General features: G+C 44.4%; 22 protein-coding genes. 8 read left to right on the forward strand and 14 right to left on the reverse strand.

Features of this window, described 5'->3' with window-relative positions; translation table 11 throughout:
* Window positions 1–223 precede the first annotated feature (223 nt).
* From sohB to AXE82_RS00380, 4 genes are all read left to right on the forward strand, one after another.
* Window positions 224–1213: a protease SohB gene (sohB, locus tag AXE82_RS00365; RefSeq protein WP_062330175.1), complete on the forward strand. Its 990-nt coding sequence runs from the start codon at window positions 224–226 to the stop codon at window positions 1211–1213.
* Between the two features lie 121 nt (window positions 1214–1334).
* Complete coding sequence (locus tag AXE82_RS00370) at window positions 1335–1997, forward strand: DUF1543 domain-containing protein (protein ID WP_062330177.1); 663 nt, start codon at window positions 1335–1337, stop codon at window positions 1995–1997.
* Window positions 1998–2131: 134 nt separating this feature from the next.
* A complete protein-coding gene (locus tag AXE82_RS00375) occupies window positions 2132–4213 on the forward strand; it encodes an AAA family ATPase (protein WP_062330179.1) in 2082 nt (693 codons plus the stop codon).
* A gap of 28 nt (window positions 4214–4241) precedes the next feature.
* Entirely contained in the window at window positions 4242–5330 is a 1089-nt protein-coding gene (locus tag AXE82_RS00380) for a type I glyceraldehyde-3-phosphate dehydrogenase (RefSeq protein WP_082741374.1), read from the forward strand.
* A gap of 100 nt (window positions 5331–5430) precedes the next feature.
* Here the strand turns inward: AXE82_RS00380 and purH are convergent, their stop codons facing one another.
* From purH to mrcB, 5 genes are all read right to left on the reverse strand, one after another.
* Complete coding sequence (purH, locus tag AXE82_RS00385) at window positions 5431–7011, reverse strand: bifunctional phosphoribosylaminoimidazolecarboxamide formyltransferase/IMP cyclohydrolase (protein ID WP_062330181.1); 1581 nt, start codon at window positions 7009–7011, stop codon at window positions 5431–5433.
* 151 nt (window positions 7012–7162) lie between these two features.
* The gene (locus AXE82_RS12270; RefSeq protein ID WP_227713353.1) at window positions 7163–7492 is read right to left on the reverse strand and encodes a helix-turn-helix domain-containing protein; all 330 of its coding nucleotides are present in this window, start codon (window positions 7490–7492) and stop codon (window positions 7163–7165) included.
* A gap of 253 nt (window positions 7493–7745) precedes the next feature.
* Window positions 7746–8924, reverse strand: coding sequence for a DUF3426 domain-containing protein (locus AXE82_RS00395; protein ID WP_062330184.1), 1179 nt, complete (start codon window positions 8922–8924; stop codon window positions 7746–7748).
* A 233-nt stretch (window positions 8925–9157) separates the two neighbouring features.
* Entirely contained in the window at window positions 9158–10066 is a 909-nt protein-coding gene (prmA, locus tag AXE82_RS00400) for a 50S ribosomal protein L11 methyltransferase (protein WP_062330185.1), read from the reverse strand.
* Window positions 10067–10274: 208 nt separating this feature from the next.
* Window positions 10275–12881 (reverse strand): penicillin-binding protein 1B, encoded by a 2607-nt coding sequence (mrcB, locus tag AXE82_RS00405; RefSeq protein ID WP_062334642.1) that lies wholly within the window; start codon window positions 12879–12881, stop codon window positions 10275–10277.
* A 187-nt stretch (window positions 12882–13068) separates the two neighbouring features.
* Here mrcB and AXE82_RS00410 point away from each other — a divergent pair, with 187 nt between their 5' ends.
* Complete coding sequence (locus AXE82_RS00410) at window positions 13069–15807, forward strand: heavy metal translocating P-type ATPase (RefSeq protein ID WP_062330186.1); 2739 nt, start codon at window positions 13069–13071, stop codon at window positions 15805–15807.
* A 20-nt stretch (window positions 15808–15827) separates the two neighbouring features.
* Here AXE82_RS00410 and AXE82_RS00415 read toward each other — a convergent pair whose 3' ends face one another.
* On the reverse strand, window positions 15828–16751 hold the full coding sequence (locus AXE82_RS00415) for a hypothetical protein (RefSeq protein WP_147285567.1): 924 nt from the start codon (window positions 16749–16751) through the stop codon (window positions 15828–15830).
* 391 nt (window positions 16752–17142) lie between these two features.
* Here AXE82_RS00415 and AXE82_RS00420 point away from each other — a divergent pair, with 391 nt between their 5' ends.
* Together AXE82_RS00420 and AXE82_RS00425 are read left to right on the forward strand one after the other, a co-directional pair.
* Window positions 17143–17928 (forward strand): DnaA ATPase domain-containing protein, encoded by a 786-nt coding sequence (locus tag AXE82_RS00420; RefSeq protein ID WP_062330189.1) that lies wholly within the window; start codon window positions 17143–17145, stop codon window positions 17926–17928.
* Between the two features lie 77 nt (window positions 17929–18005).
* Entirely contained in the window at window positions 18006–18698 is a 693-nt protein-coding gene (locus tag AXE82_RS00425; RefSeq protein ID WP_062330191.1) for a DUF2057 family protein, read from the forward strand.
* Window positions 18699–18780: 82 nt separating this feature from the next.
* Here the strand turns inward: AXE82_RS00425 and gspM are convergent, their stop codons facing one another.
* The 8 genes from gspM to AXE82_RS00460 form a co-directional block, all read right to left on the reverse strand.
* Window positions 18781–19272 carry a type II secretion system protein GspM gene (gene gspM, locus AXE82_RS00430; protein WP_062330193.1) on the reverse strand — a complete coding sequence of 164 codons (492 nt, stop codon included), beginning with the start codon at window positions 19270–19272 and terminating at the stop codon, window positions 18781–18783.
* Window positions 19273–19293: 21 nt separating this feature from the next.
* Window positions 19294–20577, reverse strand: a complete 1284-nt coding sequence (gene gspL, locus AXE82_RS00435; RefSeq protein WP_062330194.1) for a type II secretion system protein GspL — start codon at window positions 20575–20577, stop codon at window positions 19294–19296.
* A gap of 36 nt (window positions 20578–20613) precedes the next feature.
* Entirely contained in the window at window positions 20614–21066 is a 453-nt protein-coding gene (sixA, locus tag AXE82_RS00440) for a phosphohistidine phosphatase SixA (RefSeq protein WP_062330195.1), read from the reverse strand.
* A 33-nt stretch (window positions 21067–21099) separates the two neighbouring features.
* The gene (locus AXE82_RS00445; protein WP_062330196.1) at window positions 21100–22326 is read right to left on the reverse strand and encodes an NAD(P)H-dependent glycerol-3-phosphate dehydrogenase; all 1227 of its coding nucleotides are present in this window, start codon (window positions 22324–22326) and stop codon (window positions 21100–21102) included.
* A gap of 76 nt (window positions 22327–22402) precedes the next feature.
* Window positions 22403–22987 carry a nitroreductase family protein gene (locus AXE82_RS00450; protein ID WP_062330198.1) on the reverse strand — a complete coding sequence of 195 codons (585 nt, stop codon included), beginning with the start codon at window positions 22985–22987 and terminating at the stop codon, window positions 22403–22405.
* Window positions 22988–22989: 2 nt separating this feature from the next.
* A complete protein-coding gene (locus AXE82_RS12155; RefSeq protein ID WP_156627575.1) occupies window positions 22990–23157 on the reverse strand; it encodes a hypothetical protein in 168 nt (55 codons plus the stop codon).
* A gap of 45 nt (window positions 23158–23202) precedes the next feature.
* Window positions 23203–24327, reverse strand: coding sequence for a cell division protein ZapE (zapE, locus tag AXE82_RS00455; protein ID WP_062330200.1), 1125 nt, complete (start codon window positions 24325–24327; stop codon window positions 23203–23205).
* Window positions 24328–24528: 201 nt separating this feature from the next.
* On the reverse strand, window positions 24529–25227 hold the full coding sequence (locus tag AXE82_RS00460) for an alpha/beta hydrolase (protein WP_062330202.1): 699 nt from the start codon (window positions 25225–25227) through the stop codon (window positions 24529–24531).
* A 286-nt stretch (window positions 25228–25513) separates the two neighbouring features.
* On the opposite strand from AXE82_RS00460, the gene AXE82_RS00465 reads away from it, so the two are divergent.
* A complete protein-coding gene (locus tag AXE82_RS00465; protein WP_062330204.1) occupies window positions 25514–25906 on the forward strand; it encodes a hypothetical protein in 393 nt (130 codons plus the stop codon).
* The last annotated feature ends 31 nt before the right edge of the window (window positions 25907–25937 follow it).

Genomic DNA, 25937 nt, shown 5'->3' on the forward strand with positions numbered 1-25937 from the left:
ATGTACGAAGTAGCAAAAATTTTTATAAACGAATATTATGCCTTGTTTACTCAAATTTCACAATATGAAACACGGTTTATCATGCATCTCTACTAGCCATGCCTGTCACAGACATTTCGCGAATATTGTGTGGATAAGCGATTGAAAACAGCAAAATAAACGCTATATAAAACCCATTGTGTCAATTTTTTCCTTAATTAGAGCCCTTAATTAGAGAGTTATTATGCTATTTCAAAACGCCAAACATCCGCTTGAAATGAAAGTCACCCATTTAAATAAAGTCAAAGCCCAGCGCAAACAACAATTACAATTGCAAATGGTGAATGATAAAGGGTTAACATCACTCATCAGCCGCGCATTGACAGACTTGACGAAAAAAGACAATCCCAAAAAAACCTCAAAATTTGGTCTGTTTAAAAATAAACCCGCCAACAAAAATTGTTTTGTGCTGGATTTTCATGGGGATATAAAAGCCACGGAAGTACAGCAACTGCGTGAAGAAATCAGCACGCTATTGACGGTGGCAAAACCTGAAGATGAAGTCATTGTGCGCCTTGAGTCCTCAGGTGGCATGGTACACGCGTATGGCCTCGCTGCTGCCCAGTTGGCACGTATAAAAGAAGCAGGACTAAACTTAACGGTCTGTATTGATAAAGTCGCCGCCAGTGGTGGCTATATGATGGCGTGTGTGGCTGATAAAATTTTAGCGGCGCCATTTGCGGTAGTTGGCTCGATTGGTGTGGTGGCACAAGTGCCTAATTTTCATGATTTATTAGAAAAACATGACATCGATGTCGAAGTATTTACCGCAGGTAAATACAAACGCACAGTAACCGTTTTTGGTGAAAATACCGAAGAAGATAAGCAAAAATTCCAACAAGAACTGGAAGAAACGCACAAACTATTTAAAGACTTTGTGCGTAAATACCGTCCAAATTTGGATGTTGAACAAGTGGCAACCGGTGAGCATTGGTACGGTGAAGATGCGATAACGCGCAATTTGGTCGATGCCCTGCAAACATCGGACAGTTATATCTTAGAAAAAATGACAAATAGCGAATTGTATGCCATTCAATCTCGCCAAAAACCGACCATCGCGCAAAAGCTAGGCATCTCGCAAGCGGCACAAGCGGTGGTAGCGACGGCGATTGATAAACTACCAGATGCCTTGGCAAAGTTAGAAAGCGCTAAAATGCCGATGGTTAAAAAATAACCGTAAGATAAAATAATAAAAACCTGTGGTGATAAAACCTGTGACAAAAACCCGTGACGAAAACCTATGAGGCTTGGCAGGTTTTTAACTTTTTAATGTTGAAACATTTGGGCGTATAACTATGAAACTATTTATGTTAAAAATCGGGGCGCGTCCCCCAGGACGACTCATTGAACAGCATGATGTGATGTTTGTGATTGCAAATAGCCTAAGTGAAACAATTGAGAGTGTCAATCAGCACTGGCCGGAAGTCAAAAACAACTGGCACTTAGACGCATGGCGAGAAGTGAAGCGGGTGGGTGATTATCAAATTTTGTTGTCGACAGATAGCTTGTCAAAAGATGGATTGTCAAAAGATAACGCGCTTGCAGATAACATATTTGCAGATGATAGGGTAGATAACAAATTAGATAGTCAAGGCAAACAACTTTATTTTGTCAATTTAGGCGGTTATCTACCGGGTCAATTTGAAGAATTCCATTATAAAACACTTGTGGTAGCTGAGACGCTAGGTAAAGCAACAGCGCAAGTTAAAAAAACGGCATTTTATCAAGACTATACATTTGATAATGTGGATACCGCCAAAAGCGGCGTGGCAACCAGTCATGTAGATGATAAGTATCAACTAGACTTGGATGATATTCACTGTGTGGCTGATTTACTGCCAAAAGACGTGGCATTAACCATTCAGCCATTAACCGAGCCTGAAAAAAATCAGTTACCTGACGATGCGCTGCATATTGGTTATTTAAGTCTCAAGCAAATCAAAACCATGATTGACTAACCCGTGAAGCGTTTGATGGCGTATTTTGGCGCTGTCAATCATTGCCTTTCCTCGGCTTTGCCTTTATAGTAGGCTCATTTTCAACTCGCTTTTTTTAACCCCTTCTTTTTATCTACAAAAGCTTTGTATAACCAATGAAACAAGCCACCGCCCTTGATATCCTTAAAACTGGTAAAAATGTATTTTTAACAGGCTCAGCAGGGGCGGGCAAGACCTATACCATCAATCAGTATTTGCATTATCTGCGCGCAAGGGATGTGGCGGTCGCGGTGACGGCAAGCACAGGCATTGCTGCCACCCACATGAACGGCATGACCATTCACAGCTGGGCAGGCATCGGCATCAGTAACGAGTTAACTGCCAAAGACATCGCCCGAATCAAAAAACGCACGGTGGTTGCGGAGCGCATTGAGCGCACCAAAGTATTGGTGATTGATGAAATCTCGATGCTGCATCGACAGCAATTTGAGCTGATTAACCAAGTGCTACAAGCCATCAAAGAAAACACACTGCCGTTTGGTGGGATACAGCTATTGGTTGCCGGGGATTTTTTTCAGTTGCCACCGATTGGTGAGCCCCATGAGAGCAACCGTGATAAATTTGCCTTTATGGCGCAAGCTTGGCTGGATGCAGATTTTCAAATTTGCTATTTATCCGAGCAGCACCGTCAGAAAACTGACAAAACAGCGGTGGCAGGCAACACGTATTATGGCTTGGATTTGAATGCGATTTTAAATCAGATTCGTAGCCAGCAGTTTACCCCCCATATCATGCCTGCTTTGACTGCTACGGCTGAGCATGTGCTAGCCGACAACCGTACCCGACTGTTTACCCACAATGTCAACGTGCAAGCCATCAATGAGCAGGAACTTGGCAAACTTACCACAGCGGCGCATACTTTTCGCGCTTGGGGAGAAGGCGATGAAAAGCTGGTCGAGACGCTAAAAAAATCCGTACGCAACACCCCAGAACTCGTGCTCAAACTTGGCGCAAAAGTGATGTTTATCAAAAACAACGCCGAACTCAATGTGTCAAATGGTACCATGGGCAAGGTAGTTGATTTTGTTGCCACCACCCTAAATAAACAACCAAATAAACAAACAGACGATAGTCCATCAAAAAACAGCCCATCAGACAATCACCCATCTGAGCCGCTCGATGAACAAGCGCTGGCAGCAGATTCAACTGCCTTGCTCGATGCCATCGAACAAGAACAACAAGCCGATATGGCAGACTTGCTGGATGAAGTCAATGGCGGTCAATCACAACAAACTCACCCCACTGATGAGGATAGGGATGAGGATGATACCGCCGCGATAGACACAGCTGATGATAAATTATCGGAGTTACTGTACCCCTTGGTTGAGCTCAATGACGGCCGCAAAGTCATCGCCGAATATGATTCATGGCGTATTGATGATGAAGACGGCGAAATACTGGCTGCCTATTATCACATCCCCTTGACGCTGGCATGGGCGATTACCATTCACAAAAGCCAAGGCATGACGCTGGATGCGGCAGAAGTGGATTTGTCGAAAACCTTTGAAAAAGGGCAGGGCTATGTGGCTTTATCACGGTTAAAGCAGCTATCTGGGCTACAATTACTGGGCGTCAATGAATTAAGCTTACAGCTTGATCCCTTAGCGCGTGGCGCCGATCAGCGATTTCAGGCGATCAGTGCAGAGCAAGAAGGTGAATTTTTGACACACAGTAAAAAACAGCTCAATGACCTTCATCGTGAATTTATCATTCAATGCCGGGGTACGCTGGATAAAGAAAAAATCGCTGCGTATGAAAATCGCGCCAAACAACAGCAAAAACTGATGGAAAAACGTCGCCATGCTGTACAGCAGCTGCAATCTTTGGCGGATGATGCGGCAGGCGTCATCACTCCCACGGTGCTTGAAACCAAAGCCTTGCTGGATGAAAGTTTGACCATCGCAGAAATTGCGCAAGCCCGTAATCTAGCCCAATCAACCGTGATGGGGCATATCGAGAAAATTGCTGAGCATTTCCCCCGCGCCAACATAGCGCATCTACGCCCTGAAGACGAATGGCTACAGCCGATTGACAAGGCGTATCAAAAAATAGCCAAACGCGATAAAGATAACGATGGCAAAATCAAAATTCGCGCGATTGTCGAAGAATTAAGAAACGCCTATTCTTATAATGATGTCAAACTTGCCTTGTTGTTTTTAAAACCGCATGGCAATTGAGCACTTGTCTAGTAAGGAATATCCCTGATTGAATGCTTCCACCATCAAACCTTTTAACATTGCTATTAATGGCTTTGGTCGTATTGGGCGCAACGTGCTACGTGCTTATATCGAACGGTTTTGTCAAAATCCTTTACAATTACAGCCGTTAAATATCGTCGCCATCAATGATATTGCTGAGCCAGCAACCCTATTACATCTACTCAAATATGACAGTACCCACGGTCGATTATCGGCGGTCAGTGATATCCATGTTGAATTAAAAACAGTGGATTTGGGGGAAAAACAACAGCATTTCTTGCTATTAAGCCAAGGAGAATTTCGGCAAAAAATTGCATTGATACAGCAGCCCATTGCCAGCAAATTACCTTGGCAAAAACTGGGTATCGACATGGTGCTTGAGAGCACGGGTCATTTTCGCAGCTATGAACAGGCGTCGCAGCATATTATCGCGGGCGCCAAGCAGGTGATGATTGGGGCTGCTCCGTTTGATCATGTAGATGCCAGTATCGTAGTGGGCGTCAATGACCATGAGCTTAGCCGTGATAAAAAGATTTTATCCAGCGTGTCGTGTACCACCCAAGCGCTCGTGCCTTTACTATATGTATTGCATCATGCCTATGGTATCGAATCAGCAATGATGACCGAAATCCATGCGGTGACCGCTGACCAAACCGTGCTTGACCAAGTCCACCGTGATTTGCGCCGTGCACGGGCTTCTGGGCATAACATTATCCCAACCACATCAAGTAGTATCGCTGCGGTCAATCGGGTGATGCCGCATATGGCAGGCAAGGTGAATGGGTATTCTATCCGCGTACCGACCATGGATGTCGCGGCAATTGATGTGACATTTACCTTTGACAAAGCCACGGATGTTACCGCTATCAATCAGCTATTAAAACATGCCAGTCGCCAAGAGTTTGCAGGTATCATGGATTACAGTGATGAGCCATTGGTGTCCAGTGACTTTATCCATGATGCGCATTCATTGGTGATTGATAGCTTACAGACCATGAGTGTGGGGCGGCAATTTAAAGTGTTTGCTTGGTATGACAATGAATGGGGCTACGCCAATCGGATGCTCGATATTTGCCAAACCTTAGCGAAACTATAAACCTAAGCTATAAACACTAACGAAGCTATAAAAAGAAAAAAATTATCAATTAAAAAAGGCGAAACCTAGTCAGTCTCGCCTTTTTTATGGCTAACAAAAATTAGTGCCTAAAATGACGCATACCGGTAAACACCATCGCAATCCCATGCTCATCGGCGGCAGCGATGGTTTCGTCATCGCGCATTGAGCCACCTGGCTGGATAATCGCCTTAATCCCCACTGCTGCGGCATTGTCAATACCATCACGGAATGGGAAGAAGGCATCTGATGCCATCACCGCACCCACAGGCGATAGACCAGCGTGCTCAGCTTTAATCGCGGCAATACGGGCTGAGTTGACACGGCTCATTTGCCCTGCGCCTACCCCAATGGTACGCCCATCTTTGGCATACACAATCGCATTGGATTTCACATATTTGGCGACTTGCCAAGTAAATAGCAAATCATCGAATTGTTGCTGAGTCGGCTGTACTTTTGTCACCACTTTTAAATCATCTAAAGTAACTAAGCCCAAATCTTGCGCTTGCACCAATAAACCACCGGTGACGCGTTTGAAATCAAACTGGGCTTGGCGCTCACTTGGGTTTGGTAATTCACCGCAGACTAACACGCGCACATTTTTCTTAGCAGATGTGACATCGAGTACACCATCGGCAACGCTTGGGGCAATGATGACTTCAACAAATTGCTGATCCACAATCGCTTTTGCTGTTTTGATATCTAATTCACGGTTAAAGGCAATGATACCGCCAAACGCCGATTCTGGGTCAGTGGCAAAGGCTTTTTGATAAGCATTAGTTAAGTCGGCATCCACGGCCACACCACAAGGATTGGCGTGTTTAACAATGACACACGCAGGCATATCAAACGATTTTACGCATTCTAACGCCGCATCGGTATCTGCGATGTTGTTGTAAGATAGTTCTTTGCCTTGTAATTGCTTGGCGGTGGCAATACTGGCTTCTTTTTCACCATTTACTTGGGCTTTTTCGACATAAAAAGCGGCTTGTTGATGCGGGTTTTCACCATAGCGTAAGTCTTGCGCTTTGTCCATTTGCACGTTAAAGGTACGCGGGAATTGGTCAGCCGATTCAAAGCTTTGCAGGCGATTGCCTAAAAAGTTGGCAATCATACCGTCATAATGTGCGGTATGCTCAAATGCTTTTACCGCTAAATCAAATCGGGTGGTATCACTGATGCGACCGTTTGCTGTTAGTTCGCCCAAGATTGCTGCATAATCGTTGGGGCTTGTCACGATGCTGACATGGTCATGATTTTTTGCCGCGGCACGCACCATGGTAGGCCCACCAATATCAATGTTTTCGATGGCGTCTTCTTTGGTGACATTGGGGTTGGCAACGGTTTGAGCGAATGGATATAAATTGACAACCACCATATCAATGCGGTCGATGCCATGTTCTTGCATAATGGCATCATCTGTGCCGCGGCGACCTAAAATACCGCCATGAATTTTTGGATGCAAAGTTTTTACCCGACCATCCATCATCTCTGCAAAACCTGTGTACTCTGCGACCTCAGTCACTGCTAAGTCATGTTGTTTGAGTAGTTTGTAGGTGCCGCCTGTTGATAGTAGACGAAAACCATGGGTGATTAGACCTTTGGCAAAATCCACAATACCCGATTTATCAGAAACAGAGAGCAATGCATAAGCTTGATTCATAATTGACTCGACTCGTTGACAAAAAAATACTGGGTGCAGAAAAAACAAAAAGTCAGTTATGACGAACTGACTGATTGACTTTAATACCCCAACTCTATAAATCCCAAAATATAGGGATATCTTATCATAAAAAAGTGGGTATTTTTATCAATTATAATAATTGGTGGGTTTTGAGTTTTTTGCGCAATGTACCGCGATTAAGTCCCAAAATCTCGGCGGTTTTGGTTTGATTGCCGCGGGTGTGTTCAAGGACGACACTAATTAGCGGTTTTTCAAATTGTGACAACATAAGCTCATAAAGCTGGGTCGGTTGTTGTTCTTTTAAATTATCGAAGTACTCTCGTACCACAAGCTCAATGTGATGAGCTAGGCTTGCGCTGGGTGAAGTTTGCGAGGAGGTATGGGTAGTGTATGGATTAGATGGGCTATCTGACATATTGGAATACTTGGCGCGATTTTGTAAAGCAACAGAATTGGGCATAACAGATTCTCAAACTAAATTTGCTGACAAATTTATTGAATGATTCTTTAGTTGATAGGTTAAATAAAACTTAAATATCAAGACGAATAATAAAGTTATTAGTACTTATACTAAAACAATTATGAAACTGATAGCAAGCTTAAGTTGTTTACAATATGTAAAATTGTGCGATAAATACTGGGTGCTGGAGGCTTGTTTTATCACTGTTGGAATGAAGCTAAAAAGAAGCTCAATTGAATGAAGCTAAAAAAATTTAATAAATCAGCTCAATATTAGCGGCTTGAACTTTGGTTTTTGGAAAGTCAATACGCAATTTGACGGGTTTTATTTGATGCGGCATCAAATAGTTGTTACCCGCTTCTAGATAGTCTGTAGGGGTAAGTAGCGTCTGCGCGAGTATGGTGTTGCCACTGCGTAGTGAAACCTGAACACTCGGATAGACAATATTATTATCCGTGGTATTGGTCAGAGTAAATACCACGTCAGTCTGTCCCGCTTGTTTGGATGAATGGGCAAGCGCTAGCATCTGCACATCAATAAGACCCGTATCAGCGATAGGCAATTGACAGGCAGGGATTTTATGGCAAATTTTTGAGAGCACGGCCGCGTTTGTTTTTGAAGTGATTAAGGTGTTAATGTTAAAAATAATATATTGCGCAGCTAACAAAAAGATTAATAGTAAACTGCCTAATCCCCAAACGATGCTCATATTAAAAATTTTTGCATTGAGTGATTGCTGCGAGGAAACTTGTTGCGACAAGCGCTCATCAATCTTTTTTTGATAGGCTAATAAATCTGCTTGTTGCTCGCTACCCGTATCAATCGCAATTTGGTCAAAAATATCTGTGTTAAACACCCCATCCATGCCTCGCTTGGCGCCGGCTGTGTCGTCTGCTGCTTCGTTGTCATCCGCTTGCGCCATCAAACTTTGCAGCCAAGCATTCTCATCGCCTGAAGCGTCTTTATCTTGAGCGAGTTCTATCGCTTCAGCGGCATCGTTATCGTCAATGATTGGCTTTTTAGGCTTGCTATCTCTGGTTTTTGGCAGTTGCTCAAAATTGTCTATAATCTCAAAGTCATCTAATTTGCTGGTTGATTTAGCTTTGGCTGATGTGGTTGAAGATTTTGACAAGGCATACGGCGAGGTGGGTTTAACGGGTTCATTGACAATGGGATTACCGGCTTCATCAAGACCTGACTCATCATCAAATAAAATACGCTCAGATTTATCGTCGATAAACGCTGAGGGCGTCTGATGGTTTGGACTTGAGAGTGGATTGTTGTTAGTAATTTTTTGTTCTAGTTGTTCAGCGGCTGAGAAAATGGTTTTGCAATGAGAACAACGAACGTACCCATGTCTAACGGCTAACTGTTCATCATTGATTTTAAATGCATGTTGGCAGTTTGGGCATTTGGCATCGTACGAATTCATCGCAACATCACTTCCCTTTTAGCATTTTTAGTTTGCGTCTTTGATTGTTAATAATGTCGTGTGTTAAATCATTTAATGACGAATAAAAAATAAAGTCAACAAATTTTCTACAATTTATGTTCACTGTGCTGCTAGCTATGTTGTTAGGCTGTTACTAGGCTGTTATTAGGCTTCGATGGGCAAAAGACGACCTTACTTCCTTGTAATGCTTTTTATACCAATCGCGACTTGTTCTACGCGCGGCGAAAACCCGAGAGGCGATGCCAATGTCTATCTTCCTGCGCGCTAAAGGTAAATTCGCCATCCATCTCAAAATAAGGCTGATAGGCAGCTTTTACATCTTCCACTTGGTTTTCAATCAGACCGGCTAACACAATACTGCCTTGAGATTTCAATAATGTCGCAAAATAAGGGGCAAGGCTCATTAGTGGTTTGGCTAAAATATTTGCGGTAATCAAGTCCACGGGCAAAATAGCCTGCTCTTTACAATAGTCACTAAATTGCTCAGGTAAAAATGCCTGAAGCTGATCGGCTACCTTGTTGCGCTCGGCATTTTGATGGGTGGCTAAGACTGCTTGGGGGTCAATATCGACCGCATACACCTGTTTTGCCCCTAGCAAAAGCGCCGCAATGCCCAAAATACCTGAGCCGCACCCATAGTCAATCACCACTTTACCTTGCAAAGGTTGTTCTGTCAGCCAATCAATGCAAAGACGGGTGGTTGCATGGTAACCTGTGCCAAATGCCAAGCCTGGATCCATGATGATGTTAATCGCATTGGGGTTAGGGGGTGACATCCATTTGGGCACAATCCAAAGTCCATTGGCACATTCAATGGGATGGTAGTTCTTCATCCACTCACGTTCCCAATCTTTGTCATCCACTCGGCTGGTCCACACGCGTGTTGCCACCACATCATTGGCGATATCTTGACTCACAGTTTCCAAATTACAATCGCCATCAAATAGCCCAGTCACAATCACATCATCCCACAATGGCGATTCACCGGGCAATGGTTCAAATAACGGTTGGTCACCCGCATCATCTAAACTGATACTGAGCGCATCAGCTTCTAGCATCAAGGTTTCCGCCAGTTCGGCTTGCGATTTTTCGCATCGAATATGTAATTGCTGCCAAGGCATAAACAGTCCTTAAAAATAACAGATAAAATAATGAAAAAATAAAATAATGAAACAATAAAAGGCGAGCGTACTGACTCGGTAGTATAAACGCATTCAGCCAAAAATGCGATGTGACTCAACAATGAAAACGCCCATGTTATTGCTTGACGCACCCAAGCCAAACCACGTAGAGGTAAGGGCAAATAAGAAGGTTTACTTGTTATCGTCCTTAAAACATTTCTTTGACCGATTTTTCTAACCAAGACTGCGAGCGCGGCGCCGCATTGAGTGGTTGGTTGGTATGGGTCGGGTCGCTGCTGTTATTAGGGGTATTGGGGTTATTAGGGGTATTGGGGTTGGTCTGCGTATACCCACCCTCACTTTGATATGGATTGGCTGCAGGTGGGTTATTGACAATGGTATCTTTATCGGTCTGTCTGCGTTCAATATTGTCATACCGCTGTTGTTGGCTTTGTCCAAATTCACTCATTGCCTGTTGTTTCTGGGCAGCAAATCTTGCTTCTTGCTCACGTTGATAAATTTGCACCGCGCATTCACTACTATCTTGCGGTAGATTGTCGGTATCAACAGGTACATAGATGGCATTTGGACATTTTTCATTGGATAATTGTGATTTGCCGTTTTCCATCCATAGCCATTCGATATTGCCTGGCGCGATGAGATTAACCGGGGTAAGCTTTTGCTGCTTCATAAAATTGATCCACATCGGCAAAGCGCCATTACCGCCACTTAGACCTGTGGGTTTATTGTCATCTAAACCGACCCAAACAACGCTGACCACATTGCCACTATAGCCTGCAAACCACGCATCGCGATAATCATTGGTAGTCCCTGTTTTACCTGCAAGATTGAGGTTGTCACCGAGCGCTAGCGCCGCTTTGGCGGTACCTTGCTTGATGACCTGCTGCATTGCATAATTGGTGAGATAGGCAGCCGTGGGGTTGATGACTTGCTGATTTTTTTGTTCTATGCCCTGAACCACTCGTCCTTGGTCATCAATAATCGTGCGAATGGTATGAATTTCATGACGCAAGCCACCGGTTGCCAGCACTTGATAAATCCCCAACATATCCATGGGCGATAGATTTACCGCGCCAAGCAAGGTAGAGGGATAATTGGGCAATGGGCTACTGATACCCATACGGTACAATTGATTTAAAAAATTGGGAATACCGACTTCCATGCCCACACGCACCGCGGCTTGGTTATAGGAATTGGCTAAAGCGCTGGTGAGGGGGATAATACCATGACTGCCGCCACCGTAATTGCTGGGTGTCCATGTCTTACCATCGGTCATTTTTAGCACAATCGGGCTGTCATCGACACTACTTGATAAATTATAACGACCCTGCTCAAATGCGGTTAAGTAAATAATCGGTTTGAGTAAAGAGCCAACTTGGCGCTTGGCATCGACGGCGCGATTAAACCCGGTAAAATCACGACTACTTCCCACCACAGCGAGCAGTTCACCGGTGTTGGGATTAGCGCTGACTAGGGCAGCTTGCAAATTAGTGAGCTGTTTGGGATTACTTTTTTTTAACTGATTGATGCTTTGAATGACCGCATTGGTCGCGGTTTTTTGAACATTGGGGTCAAAACTGGTAAATATTCTTAACCCTTCGTTTTTGAGATCGTTGGCATCATAGGTACGGGTGAGTTCTCGCTTGACCACGTCGAGATAATCAGGAAAACGCGTTTTACCAATCACAGGATTGTAAGAGACGCTCAGTGGCTGTTGCACCGCTTCATCATATTGCTGTTGGCTGATTTTACCGGTTATTAGCATATTGCTCAGTACCACGTTACGGCGTTTTAGGGCAGCATCGGGGTAGCGTAGCGGATTGTACTGGGTAGGGCCTTTGGCAAGTCCTACCAGCATCGCCATTTGGTCAAGTCGAAGCTCTTTTGGCGGGCGGTTAAAGTAAAACTGCGAGGCAAGCCCAAACCCGTTAATGGAGTGATTGCCATTTTGACCTAAGTTAATCTCATTCATATAGGCTTGCAAAATCTCACTTTTGCTGTAATGCATTTCAAGCAAAATCGCCATCACCGCTTCATTGGCTTTACGTTTGATAGTACGGTCTGAGTTGAGATAGAAGTTTTTAACCAGTTGCTGGGTGATGGTGGAGCCGCCTTGGCGTGAACCGCCCATAAAACTGCTATAAATCGCACGTCCTATCCCGCGGATAGACACGCCGTGATGCTGATAAAAACTGCGGTCTTCTGTTGCCACCAGCGCATCAATTAATGGCTGCGGATAGTCATTGATGGTTAAAACGATGCGGTCTTCATTGTTGTCTGGATAGATACCGCCAATAAAAATGGGCTCAACCCGCGCCACACCCGATGGATTTGGAAGGGTACTTTGTAATTTTTCAATTTGGTTGTCTTTAAGCCTGACCTTAATAATTTGCGATGGCTCAGTATCGTTGGCGGCAAATTTAAATTCGCGGGTATGAATATAGTATTCGCCATTTTTTTTGCTATAAGTGCCGGCATTGTCATAGTTTTGGTCAGGGGTATAGGTGAGTAAATTTAACCAATTCTCCAATTCATCATCGCTAAGGGGATTACCCACCGTCAACGTTAGTGGTTGCGAGTACACTTTTGCAGGGATATTCCAGCGTTTGCCCTCAAATTTTTGGGTGATCACATTATCTTGGCGCACCAAATATAACCCAAGCAACACCAAGCCGCCCAATACTGCCACCACAAAGATAAAACTCAGGATAAACATCCCTTGTTGGTTTGAGTCATGCTGGAATTTAGGCGAGTTTTGGCGATTTTTAGCGGCAGAGATAACGGTTGAATTCATACAAAAATGCGTCACGATCAAGGGTATAAAAAAGTGCTTTATCATGACCCAAAATACGCCAAAATACAATGTCAACATCGTGCTATTTTGCCACGTTTATACAGGATTTTTGAACTTTAATAGACGGTTTTGCAGTACAATAACAGTCATTTTTGGGTGAGTTAGGGTTTTTGCCCTAGGGGTTTTGATGATGCCAAACAATAGTCAATTTGGGGCAAAACAATCGGATATTGGGCAGTCGGTTGTGACCGATGTGCCTATCCGTACGCATAATGAGGCGGATAGCAAATTTACTACCACATATCAAGATGTGGAGCTGGTGTTGCCAGCAGAAGGGCATTGTTTTCATTGTGGCGATCCGCTACCAAGCCTGCCATTTTTTACCCATGTATTGGGTGAAGATCGGGCGATGTGCTGTATGGGCTGTCAGCTTGCTTCGCAAAGTATCATCGAGGCGGGGCTTGAGCAATACTATCTTGACCGCAGTGAAATTAATCGTACCGCCAGTCTCCCTGATTCGTTATATCAGCTGCAAGCGTATGACCACGACGATATCAAATCGCAATTTATTTACCATCAGCAAGGGCAAAGCGTTGCTGAGCTGTCAATCAGCAATTTGCGCTGTGCTGCCTGTAGTTGGCTGATTGAAACCCAGTTGTATCGCCTTGATGGCATGGACAGTTGCCAAGTCAATCTCACCAATCAACGGATGCGCGTGGTATGGGATGACAAAAAACTGCCGATTAGCCAAATTTTGGCAAATGTGCAAGCCATTGGCTATGATGCCAAACCTTATCGGCAAGATACCCATGAAGCGATGCTCAAGCGAGATAATCGCCGTATGTTGTTTCAATTGGGTATTGCGGCATTGGGTGCCATGCAAGCGATGATGTTTGCAGTCGGGCTATATTTTGGGGAATATTCGGGTATCGACGTCAACGATCGGCAATTTTTACGCTGGGTATCGCTGTTTGTTAGTATTCCTGTGTTTTTGATTGCAGGGTTGCCATTTTTTCAATCGGCGTGGTCAGCCATCAAAGCCCGCCAAGTCAATATGGATGTGCCGATTAGTATCGCCATTGTCATTACCTTTTTGGCAAGTGTATATGCGACATTGACTAGCACAGGCGAGACCTATTATGACTCGGTTAGTATGCTGATATTTTTCCTATTGGCGGGCAAATTTGTCGAGCACAATGCCAGGCTAAAAGCTGCCAATTTAGCCAATGATTTGGTGGTCGTCGAACCTGTGCTGGTCGCAAAACTAGGGCATGAAGCGCCGTTAGCGATAGAGAAGATCGATGCCTCACAAGTGACGCGCTATGCCAATCAATATAAAGACCTTTTTTATCAGTCACTTAGTGTAGACCCTGCCAATAGGGGTGATAATGAGCAAATGGTTTCGGCGCAGTCGCTAAAAGTTGGTGATATTGTCCGCATTGATGCCGGTAGCAGTATCATCAGTGATGGTATTTTGCTGTCAGATAGTGCCACGGTGTCCGAAAGCTTATTGACTGGGGAGAGTGACTTAATCGTCAAACGCTTGGGCGATAGCATTGTGGGCGGTAGCCAAAATGACAGTCAGCCGTTTGTGATGCAAATCACCACATTACCCAATGACAGCCAAATGGGCGTGATTGACAGGCTAGTGAATCGCTCGCTCAGTGAAAAACCGCAAATCGCGTTAAAAGCAGACAAACTGGCGCGCTGGTTTGTTGCGCGGGTACTGGTGATTGCCAGTATGGTGTTTTTGGCATGGTATTTTATCGAGCCCAGTCATGCCATTTGGGCAACGGTTGCTGTATTGGTCGCTACTTGTCCCTGTGCCTTGTCATTGGCCACCCCCATCGCATTAACTGTTTCTACCAATCGATTAGCAAGCCTGGGGTTTTTGGCGACGCGCGGGCATACCATTACCACACTTGCTGAAGTCACCCATGTGGCGTTTGATAAAACCGGTACATTGACGTACGGTCAACCCAATTTGATGGCGATTGAAACGCTGGATGTGCCGTATGGTGTTAAACAAAATCCGTCAGTGGATTTTACTGAAGATGATACCAAAAACGAAGACGAGACAAAAAACCATTTTTTAAGTATTGCAGCGAGCCTTGAAGTGGGTAGTCGTCACCCCATTGCTCATGCGTTATTGACAATGACTCGGCAAATGCACTTGCCCGCTACCAGCGATTTGGTACACATTCCGGGGGGCGGTCTGCAAGCTACGATTGATGGGCTAAGTTATCGTCTAGGTCATCATGGTTTTGCAGTGCAATCAGGATTAGACGATGGCTTACTGCCAAATCTGAGCAAACACCAAGCCAGCACCAGTGTGACCTTATCAAGACAAGATAGCCTAAGCAAAAAATGGCAACCACTGGCGCATTTTTATTTTCATGATAAAGTCCGAGAAGGCGCTTTAGCTACCATTAGGCATCTCAAAGACCAAGGCGCGCAGGTGCTGATGCTCACCGGTGACCCTAGTGCTCAGGCGTTTGAGGTAGCGCGCGAGCTTGGTATTGACACGGTTTATAAAGGTCTTACCCCAAATGATAAAGTACAACATTTAAAAGCGCTGCAGCAGCAAGGACACATCGTGCAAATGGTCGGTGATGGGGTCAATGATGCGCCGGTACTTGCCGCTGCCAATGTCTCAACCGCCATGGCAGGGGCGGCAGATTTGGCGCAAGTCTCCAGTGACTCTTTGGTACTCAATGGTCAAATCCAAGCCGTGGCAAAAGCACGTGAAGTGGCGTTCAAGACCGATCGCATTATTGCCCAAAACTTCAAATGGGCGCTTGGGTATAATTTTATCGTACTGATACCCGCTGCGTTAGGCTATGTGCCGCCTTGGTTGGCTGCGATTGGTATGTCATTAAGCTCACTGTTTGTGGTGCTCAATGCGTTACGTCTCAAACGCGCTTAATAGTGCAATTTACTCAAGGTTTATGCTTTTGGCTTACTAAAATCATACGCCGTGACTATTTGCGCGTTTTTGGTAAAATCGATGAAATAATAGAAGTATTTATCATTCTCATCAATCACCCGATCGCCGTTGCTATCGGCTTGGGTTGAAAAGTAAAAACGTTTGCTCTCAGGCAGCCATTTATAATGTTTAAAATATTGATTATTGGGCGTGAGTTTCAATAAATTTTTGCCATTTAAATCGCTTAAATACAAGGTAAGCTGCTGATCGAGATTGGTTTTATTGTCATCATCATCAGCTATCTCTTTGACTTCATAGATAAAATAGCCTAAGAGTAAGGTATTGCCGACTTTGACTGCCAATGGGCTGGTTGCTTCTTTAGCGGCTTGCGGTTGGGTTGGTGCAGTTTGCGTGATGGCAGCTTTTTTCTGCGCTGTTTTGTCATCTGGGCTTAAATCTACCAATGGCGTGTGCACCGCTCTTATCACAAAATTATCGTGTGGAAACAGCCGGTGTACTTGCCCGGTTTTTAGCTCTTCAAACACAATATTGTAAACACTGCTTTGAAAATCATAGGGCGCAACTTCTTGAAAGTAACTGACGGGTGATTTTTTACCATCACTGGCATCGCTTTCAGCTTTGCGATTGATGGGCACTGACGGAATGATTGGATGCAGTAGGTTTGGCACACCTGCCAAATACACCGGAAAATCCATGCGTTTTAACCCGACTGTGGCAGGTGGGATACTGGCTGGGGTTTGGGCAATGATGACTTCAGGTACGTTAGACGGTGAAGGGGCAGTGTCGCTGGCTTGGTTATTTGTCTCAGGGGTGGGCTGGCAGGCGGTAAGTGCCAAACCTAGCCCCATAGCGCTCAAGGTGCTCATAGTGATATGTAATGGTCTAAAAAAATTCGCATCACGCCATTGATTCACAAAAGACATAGGGGTCTCCATTACAAAGATAATCAAATATACTACTAAAATGATAACACATGTACAATCTTTGGTTATATTATCGCATTCAGCGCTAAAACAGTATTGACTGTTTTTTTCTTGACGGGCTTCAAAGGTAAATAACAAAGGCAAATAAATTTGAAATAACCCGACACGGGGCAAAAGGCGCGTGAGTAGCTATTTCATAAATTTAGGTTATAATAGTCAAAATTTAGTTAGACGCTTGAATTTTTTGCTTTTAAACTTTCAAACTTTCAAACTTTTAAGCATTGGGCGGCTAACTGGGCAGCACTATGTGTTATATATACAGTGTGTTATATGTACAGTGGTTTATGATTTATTTTCAAAAAGCGATATCTTACCGATTGCGAGTGCATGAATGTCGGAACAATTAAGTCTAAACTTAAATATCAAGCAGTCCGCGAGTATCAGTGACTTTAGTGGTCCAGGCTGGGTATCCATCATCGATGTGGTGCGCCAAATGCATGTAGGGCTATTGACGCAGCTATATCTATACGGCGAGCGCGATACAGGTAAAACCCATCTACTAAACGCTATCTGCGAATCCTTCCGTGATATCGACCAATCTGTTATTTATCTGTCGCTGCGTGAGCTGATAAATGCCAATATGGATGCCATGGTGTTGTCATCGCTAGAGAATACTACGGTGATTGCGCTTGATGATATGGATGCAATTCAAGGTCATCCTGAATGGCAAGAAGCGATTTTTCATCTGATTAATTTATCGCAAGAATACGGTAATAAAATTATTTTTGCCAGTCGGTTGCCAGTAAAGTCGTTAAATTTTGAGCTGCGAGATTTGCTATCAAGGCTTGCGCGAGCCGCGACTTTTCAGTTGCCAACTGGCAGTGATAGGCTTGATAGACAGCTAATTTTGGAATCGGTATTACGCCGTCGTCATTGGCACTTTGACCCGCGCATTATTGACTATTTGCTCAACGAAGGTCCACACCGCATCGGCGCGATGTTGGCAGTGTTAAACGAATTGCAGCCATTATTTTCCAACATGGAACGCACCCCATTAAACAAAGTGAGCAAAGCCAAAATTCAAGATGCGATGAATATTATTGATAATTTAACGCTCAATTTTGAATTGGCGGATTTTGATGAAATTGCAGAAAATGAAAATTTTTTAGATTTTTGACCGGGTTTGTCATAGGAATTGCGTGATAAATGGGTTAGAATCCATCAACAGTTTGATGTAAAACAACAGGATATCCTATGAATAAACAGTACTTATGGACGGCTGCCGTGTTGACTGCGGGCGTGTTCGCAACCACACAAACATTTGCCCAAGTCACCTTGAATGTTGCTGATAATACCGTGGTGACTGCCATTAATGGTCAAGAAGTCAAAAACGGCTTGCCTTCAAAGCCGCAAAAAACCTACAAACTTGAGCCAGGCAAACATGTGATTACTGCCAAGTACAATCGGTTGTACGAGCTGCGCGGTGACAATCACGATGTGTTACGTTCAAGCAATATTAGCGTTCCAGTAGAGCTTGCCGACAATCAAACGTATGTGTTGGATATGCTAGGTCAACCAGAAGACTATAATGCGGCCAAAGAATATGTCAAACAACCGACACTAGCGGTGCTACAAGGCAAGCAAATCATTGCAAGTCAGCAAGCCACATCCAGCAGTAGTTCAAGCATTTTTAGCGGCTTGGGTAATGCGTTAGGCGGTGTGTTTGGTGGTAGCTCAAAAGCGGTTGAAGCCAATCAGCAAACCATCAATGCCTTAGGGCAATCAGGGGGCGCGATTCCCGCTATCAATCAACCTAGTAATCAATCTGGCAATCAAGCGGTTGTGACCACAGTCAGTTCATCGGATAATCTCGATCAATTTATGCAGTTATGGTTGAGAGCCACGCCAGCAGAGCGTGATAAAATTCGTCAGTGGGTGCAAAAATAATCACCCCATGCGCCCCCATGCGTCAAAACAACGATGCCAAGTGCATCGTTTTTTATGGTCTTACTATTACTTACTTTTACTATTAGTTAATAGATAAGACAGACTGTACTTCAAGTTTATCGAGGGCTGGCTGGTTGATTTGTAGTTGCTGGATGCGGATACCTTGTTGTTGAAACTGATTAAATATATTGGTGATTACGCTCGCCTGCGCGTGACTAAAAGCAACTTGGATAGTATTGCCATTCTCGACCACTTGCGCATTGATAATACCTGATTGGCTAAGTATTTGTTTGATAGCATCGGCTTGATTGACTTGTTGGGTTTGGTTGGGATTAATGTTACCTGCTTGACTGCGTAGCCAAAACACATCTGCCATGGTGTCATCGTATTTTTTTTGTGCCAGGTTGGCTTTGCTGTGTAGCGTCCAACCACCGACACCGACCACAAAAAAAAGCAAGAAAATTGCCAATATCATCAGCGCAATCTGATCACGACGTGATAAATTTTGAAAGGCATGACCCAGAGGCGTGGTTAGTTTTTGCAGGGATTGGCTCAGTGAGGCGTGCGGTTTCATAAATTTATCTCGGTCGTAGGTTTAGTCTGCCAATTCAATATCTATCATGGCAAGGGCACTGCCAGCAGAATTTGGCGCCACGGCACTGGAAACCGCACTGGCAGTATTCGAAGACATCGCAGCGGGCATCGCGGCATCGACAGACCCTAGTTTTGCTTTTATTCCTTTGTTTACCATGTCATTAACGGCTTTGTTTAATGAATCATTGCTTGATGATAAAAGCTGCAGTTGTAAGTGATTATTTTGAAAATTAAGCTGCTTGGCAGTCAGTTGGTATTGCTGTAATATCGGCTGTATGGACGATAATGTCTGAAGTACGTTTGGCGTGGCTGATTGCTGGGTGGTTAATTTGCCAGATAACTGTCGTTGTAGGGTAAGTTTGCTATTAAGCGGCTCATTGGGAAACCACTGGGCGTATTGCTGCGCCAGCAAAGTTGCGGCTTGTTTTTGTGCTTGGTTATAATAATACCAACGAAGCGCATCGACCGCAAAGGTTGTCAGCAGCGCACACACACTGACTAGGACGATGACTTTGGCATAAGGCGCAAGCGTCGTTTTACCTTTGATTGTGGCAAAGTTAAAAAAATGTCTGACCGGGTCTTTGATTGGGGTAGGCAACAACTCAGAAGACTCTACGGATAAATTAGGCATACTGGCTAATTGCTGGATAACGGTTTCATCGTGAAAACCGGTTAAATATAGCGTTTCTAGCATGGGTAATTTGGTGAGTACCAGCGGTAAAAAACTAACCGCCATGCCGTGATAAGTATGGAGTTTTAATAACTGGGTATCTGCATCTTGGTAATACACCGCGCTTGTGGTAGGTATAGCCCTAGTATTCATACTAGTATCTATTCTAGTATCTATTCTATTATCTATGGTCGGTAGCAATAAAAAATCTGGCAATAAAGCGACTATCTCAATACCTGCCAAAGCTGCGGCATTAATCCATGAATGAATATCGGCAGCATGAAGCCCAAATAACGCGGGTAACTCGCTGTTAGTAGCGGTCGGCTGGATTTTGACTTGTAAATCTTCTACCGACCCAATGCTGATATCTTCAAATAAATAGCGCCTGCCGGTGTCGCCCAAAGCGTTGAGCTGGCTTGCTGAAAGGGTAGGCTGGATTGTTAATAAACTGACACTAGGAAAATACAGACAGGCTTGTAGCTTGGCTGATTGGGTGGTTTGCAGATTGGCAAGGGTCGCAAGAGTTTGCCAATCGTCAGCCGTTTGCCAAGTCTGGGTGGTTTGTTGCCATAAACGTAAGGCAGCATGCTGAGTTGGCAACCAAATATGAATCACAGAAGTGTCCTACACAAAATTGACAAATTAAATCACCTAACAGGTGGGAACAAAGCGTTTGATCTCAGCGGCAAGACTGGGTGCCAATATACCCATATCATATACACGCGCTTCAGCCAGCGCAAAACCCTCTAGCGGTTCATCCGTGAGAATATGGGCGATTTTGGCAATGATATTCATATGACAAACCACCACCATGCAGTCGCCAACCAATTCGCCTAGCGCATCCACGGCGATGTCTGCATCGTTATCAGGGGTGATGCCCTCATACGTGGTCACAGGCACATGGGGAAAAAATTGCTGGATTTTGGCAAGGGTTTGCTGGGCGCGGTTGTAAGGACTGACGATAAAATGATCGGGCTCAAAGTTTTCGGCAAGCCATTGTGCGGTCTGTGAAGCTTGGGCTTGACCCAGTGCTGATAAATTTCTTTCATGGTCTGGCAGGGTATAAGCGCCTGCATCGCCATGACGAACTAAAATTAATTGCATGTATTTACCTAAAAATATTTAAAGTTATGTTTGTCAGTTATGCTTTGGCTGCATTTGATGCGGCATGACAAATTCCACATCACTTCTAAATCCTGCTTCCATCAAGTTTAACGCAACCCCAAGCGGCGCTTTGTCTTCATAGATAATATCGTGCAAGGCATGGGTAATTGGCATATAAATACCCTCTTTCATGGCTTTTTCATTCACCTGCTGGATAGTATTAATCCCTTCAGCGGTTTGCCCCAGCTTTTTGATGGCTTGGTCAAGGCTCATGCCACGCCCTAGCATATTACCAATCTGGTAGTTACGGCTTAAGGTCGATGAGCAAGTTGCATACAAATCACCCACGCCCGACAACCCTAAAAAGGTCAGCGGATTAGCCCCCGCTTGGACACCAAATCGGCTCATCTCAGCCAATGCGCGGGTTAAAATCATGGCTTTGGTGTTTTCCCCGATGTCATAGGCAGCCGCCATGCCCATGGCGATGGCATAAATATTCTTGAGCGCGCCGCCAAGCTCCACGCCAATTAAATCATCACTGGCAAACACGCGAAAAAATGCACTGTGCAGCGCTGTCTGCACCGCAAGCCGTAGCGCTGCAGATTGGCTGGCAATCACGGTAGCAGACGGCATATTATTCATGATTTCTTTGGCTAGGTTGGGACCGCTCATCACGCCAAAAGCCACATTGGGCAATTCATCCGCGATCACATCACTCATTAGCGCAAAGGTATCTTTTTCCATACCTTTGGTTAAAGACACGATGGCTTGAGCGCTGATAAAAGGCGCAATTTTTTGTAAGGTTTCGCGAAAAGCAGCACTAGGCACTGCCACAAAAATCAAATCTTTGCCTTTGACGGCTGCTTGCAAATCATGGGTAAATTGCAGGCGCTCATCAAGCTTATGGTCGGGCAAATATTTTTTGTTGATATGGGTTTTTTGCATCGATTTGACGCTGCGTTTATCGCGTACCCAAAGCGTGACTTCGCAGCCATTTTTGGACGATAAATTTGCCATTGCCGTACCAAAACTACCACCGCCCAGCACGGCAATTTTGAGGGGCGCAGGCTCGTTGGCGAGCTGATTGTCTAAGTCTGTCTCTATGTCTAAGTCTTTCTCTAATAGCGCTGTGGTGTCAGGTTTGGACTTTTTGACCGCTTTTTCAATGACGTCGGCAAACAGCTTGCTGGCTTTTTCACGATTGACATTCAGCTTTTCTAAATTTTCACTTAGATTGGTTGCTAACTGGGGTTTTTTCATTGAAAATCCTTGAATCCACTTGTCCTGCAAATACTGACAACAGGGCACCCTTTACATGAGCAAAATATATAAACGGCTAGCTTAGCCGTTGGTTTGTGCCATTATCATAAACAATAAATGGTGTGACGTCTATCTTAGAACGCGGTGGCATGGTCGACACGGCTGTGCCAACATAGACAAAGGCAATGACTTGGTTATCATCGGTTACATTAAAGTACCGTTTGACCTCAGGCGCATTGGCCAGTGGCCCGGTGCGCCAGACGGTGGCAAACCCTTGTGCCGACAAGGCAAGCAGGAGATTTTGCACGGCACAACTACTTGCTGCTACTTGTTCCCAATGGGGGACTTTATCATGGGATTTAAAGTCGGTGACACAGGCGATAATCATCGGCGCACGCAGCGGCATGTTTTCGGCTTTGTTGAGGGTTTTCTCGTCAGTTTCACCTTGTGCTATCGCGGCATTTTTTAACGCCGTGCCTAAGTTGTTGAGCGCTTGCTTTTCAAGTACGATAAAACGGTACGGGTTTAAATCCTTGTGATCGGGGGCAGATAGGGCGACTTCAATCGCTTGTTCGACTTGTGCATGAGTGGGCGCAGGGGCGACAAGATTGCCGATTGAACGGCGTGATTTGATAAAGTCTAAAATTGCTGAATTTGTCATTTTTATTCCTTAAAAAGGTGATTGATTAGCGTTGCCATATTATCCGCTGAAGCTGATTGCAGTTGTGTTAAACCGTCAATCACGCCTTGCTGATTATCCAAAGTTTTATTTTGGCTAAGTTTAAATTTGGCTTCAAAATCGGTTTGGGAAAAATCTTTGGGAATATACATCGTAAAAGCCACTCACCTGCATAACAATTTAAGGCTTTGGATTATTTAAATAGTCATATCTTCTTTTTTTATCTCATCCAAACGATGTTCTGCTTTGAGATATTCTTCTGATTGCATCTCTAACAGCCGTGACCGCGTACGCTCAATTTCAAACGCCAATTTTTGCCCATCATACAGTTGTAAAATTGGCTGTTCTGCACGTACCAAAAGCTTGACGCGGCGATCATAAAACTCATCGACCAGATAGATAAACCTTCGAGTGGGGTCGGCAATCACATCATTAAGCGCGGGCACATCATCGATAAGTACGGTACTAAACTCATTAGCAATTTCAATAAAGTCGCTGGCTGAGCGCGGCTGCATACATAATGCCCGAAAATCAATGTACAAGGTGTTTTCGGTGCGACCTTTGATGGCGATATCACGACCATTGATATGAATGGGGTCTTGTATAATGTGTTGGTTGTTGCTTAGCGCGGTAAAGCGGTTGGCAAGCCAGTGGATGTTTTCTTTGGTCAACGGAGACACGTAAAGTTCGGCTTGCTGCAATACGCGCAGACGGTAGTCGATGCCACTGTCAATGTTCATAACCGTACAATTTTTTTCAACTTCGGCAATGGCAGGTAAAAAACGGTCACGGTGAATACCATTTTTATATAAGCCATTTGGCACGATGTTTGATGTGGCAACCAAGGTGATGCCTTTTTTAAATAGCATGGTAAACAAATCACCCAAAATCATCGCATCGGAGACATTGGAGACAAAAAATTCATCAAAACAAATCACATCCGCTTCATTATGGATGATATCGGCGACTTTCTGTAGCGGGTCTGGTTGACCTTGTAGCTTGTTGAGCTCGGCGTGCACCCGTTTCATAAAGTGATGAAAGTGCTGGCGCATTTTGTTGTCGGCGGGCACCGACTCAAAAAACATATCCATCATCCAAGTCTTACCACGACCCACGCCGCCCCACATATATAGCCCTTTGGGCGGCTCAGTACGTCTTAAAAAGCTAAACAGCCCACGTTGTTTGGCGCGATTGTCCATGATTTGTTCATAGACATTGTCCAAATAAGTCATCGCAGCGCGCTGCTGTGCATCTTCGCTAAACTCACCAGATTTTAGCGCAAGCTCATAGCGTTGTAAGGGTCGTAAATTTGAGTGAGGCATGTTGTCTCTCAGCGTAAATTAAAAAGTTGTCAAAATTCCATTTCAACGTGCTTTGACGTAGGGGTATTCAATAAATAGATGCGATTGAATAGACGGCATTAAAGTGCCAAATAGCGCACGATGTCAAATACAGCAAAAATTTGAATCAAAAACACCCATCAAAAACATAGAACAGAAACTAAGGATAAAATAAAAACTGCGTTATTTGCTACTTAACGCTTCAAGCAGCTGTTTTAATTCCCCTAATTTACCATGAAAAAAGTGCCCTGTATCGTCAATGATGTGCGTTTGAATACCAAAGTTTTCCCCAAATTGTTGTAGCGAGCTTGGCGCAATCACTTCATCATTCGCACCATAAATCATAAAGGTTTGCGCGGTGGGCAGTAGCAAATCTGAGGTGTCGTTTTTTTCAATAGAAGGGGCAATCAATGCCAAATCCGTGATGTCAAAATCATCCACGCCCAAAAATGCACTTTGTTCATTGACAAGCTGAGCAAGTTTGGCAGCAACAAATCCGCCAAACGAAAATCCGCCAATCCATAGCTTGCGCGCCTCGGTTTGGCTATGAATCCATTGAAGTACGGTTAAGGCGTCTTCGATTTCACCTGTGACATTGCCATACTCGCCCGTTGACTGACCCACACCGCGAAAATTAAAGCGTACCACATGCATGTTTTGGTCGCGGGCAAAACGATACATGGTGGTCACCACTTTATTCATCATCGTGCCTTCTTGCAATGGGTTTGGGTGACAAAGAATGGCAACACGCTCAACTGACGCGGCATTTGGGTTGGCAGCGCCCGTTGAGTCAGCTTGCCAAAGCGCGTCAACTTCAAGCTTGCCGCAAGGGGCATCTATTAATTGCGAATGGGTTGATTGTGAGTGGGCAGGTGAGCGCATAATCGTCCTAATCTAAGCAAAAAACGTTAAAAAAACCACCCATCATGCTAACCAATTTCACCCAAAATAGCTAGTTTGAAAATCAACAAAGCAGCCAATTGTTGCGCGGATTTTATGATTTGTAAGACCACTTGCGGCAGCTTAATTTTTACCACACACTAATACAAGCCATCAACCAAATTCTATTATTGACATGGTGAGTTTGCCTGTATTGTTGATAATTGATGAGAACTTTAACATGATGAAAAACTTAACACCGCTATTGAAAAGGGACAGCCTGCAGATCATGAAATCATCGCTCAAATCGTCTTTATTAAACATCACCCCATTAAAAATCACAACTGCCGCGCTGTTAGCAGCAGTGAGCTTATCTGCTTGTCAAAGTACAGCAACTAATTTACCCGTGCTACAGCGCGCGAACAACACATTAGAAACCACTGGGTTAGGCAAAAGCAAAAATATCGCCAAGTTAAATGCGTTACATATCGCAACCGAGCAGTGCCGCGGAAAATCGCCCATCGTGTTGACCGATAGCTACCAGTATAACGGCGTGTTGGATGAAAACATGGGGCGCGCGGCTGACCAAGCCATAGGCATGATTGGCAGCGTGTTTGGTAGCAAAAAAACCCTTGCCCGCGATGATGATTATGAATATACCATCACCTTTAAATGTCCCTAATTGTCATAGTCAAATTATCTATCAATAAAAA

The sequence above is a fragment of the Moraxella osloensis genome, assembly GCF_001553955.1.
In the GTDB taxonomy this organism is placed as follows: domain Bacteria; phylum Pseudomonadota; class Gammaproteobacteria; order Pseudomonadales; family Moraxellaceae; genus Faucicola; species Faucicola osloensis.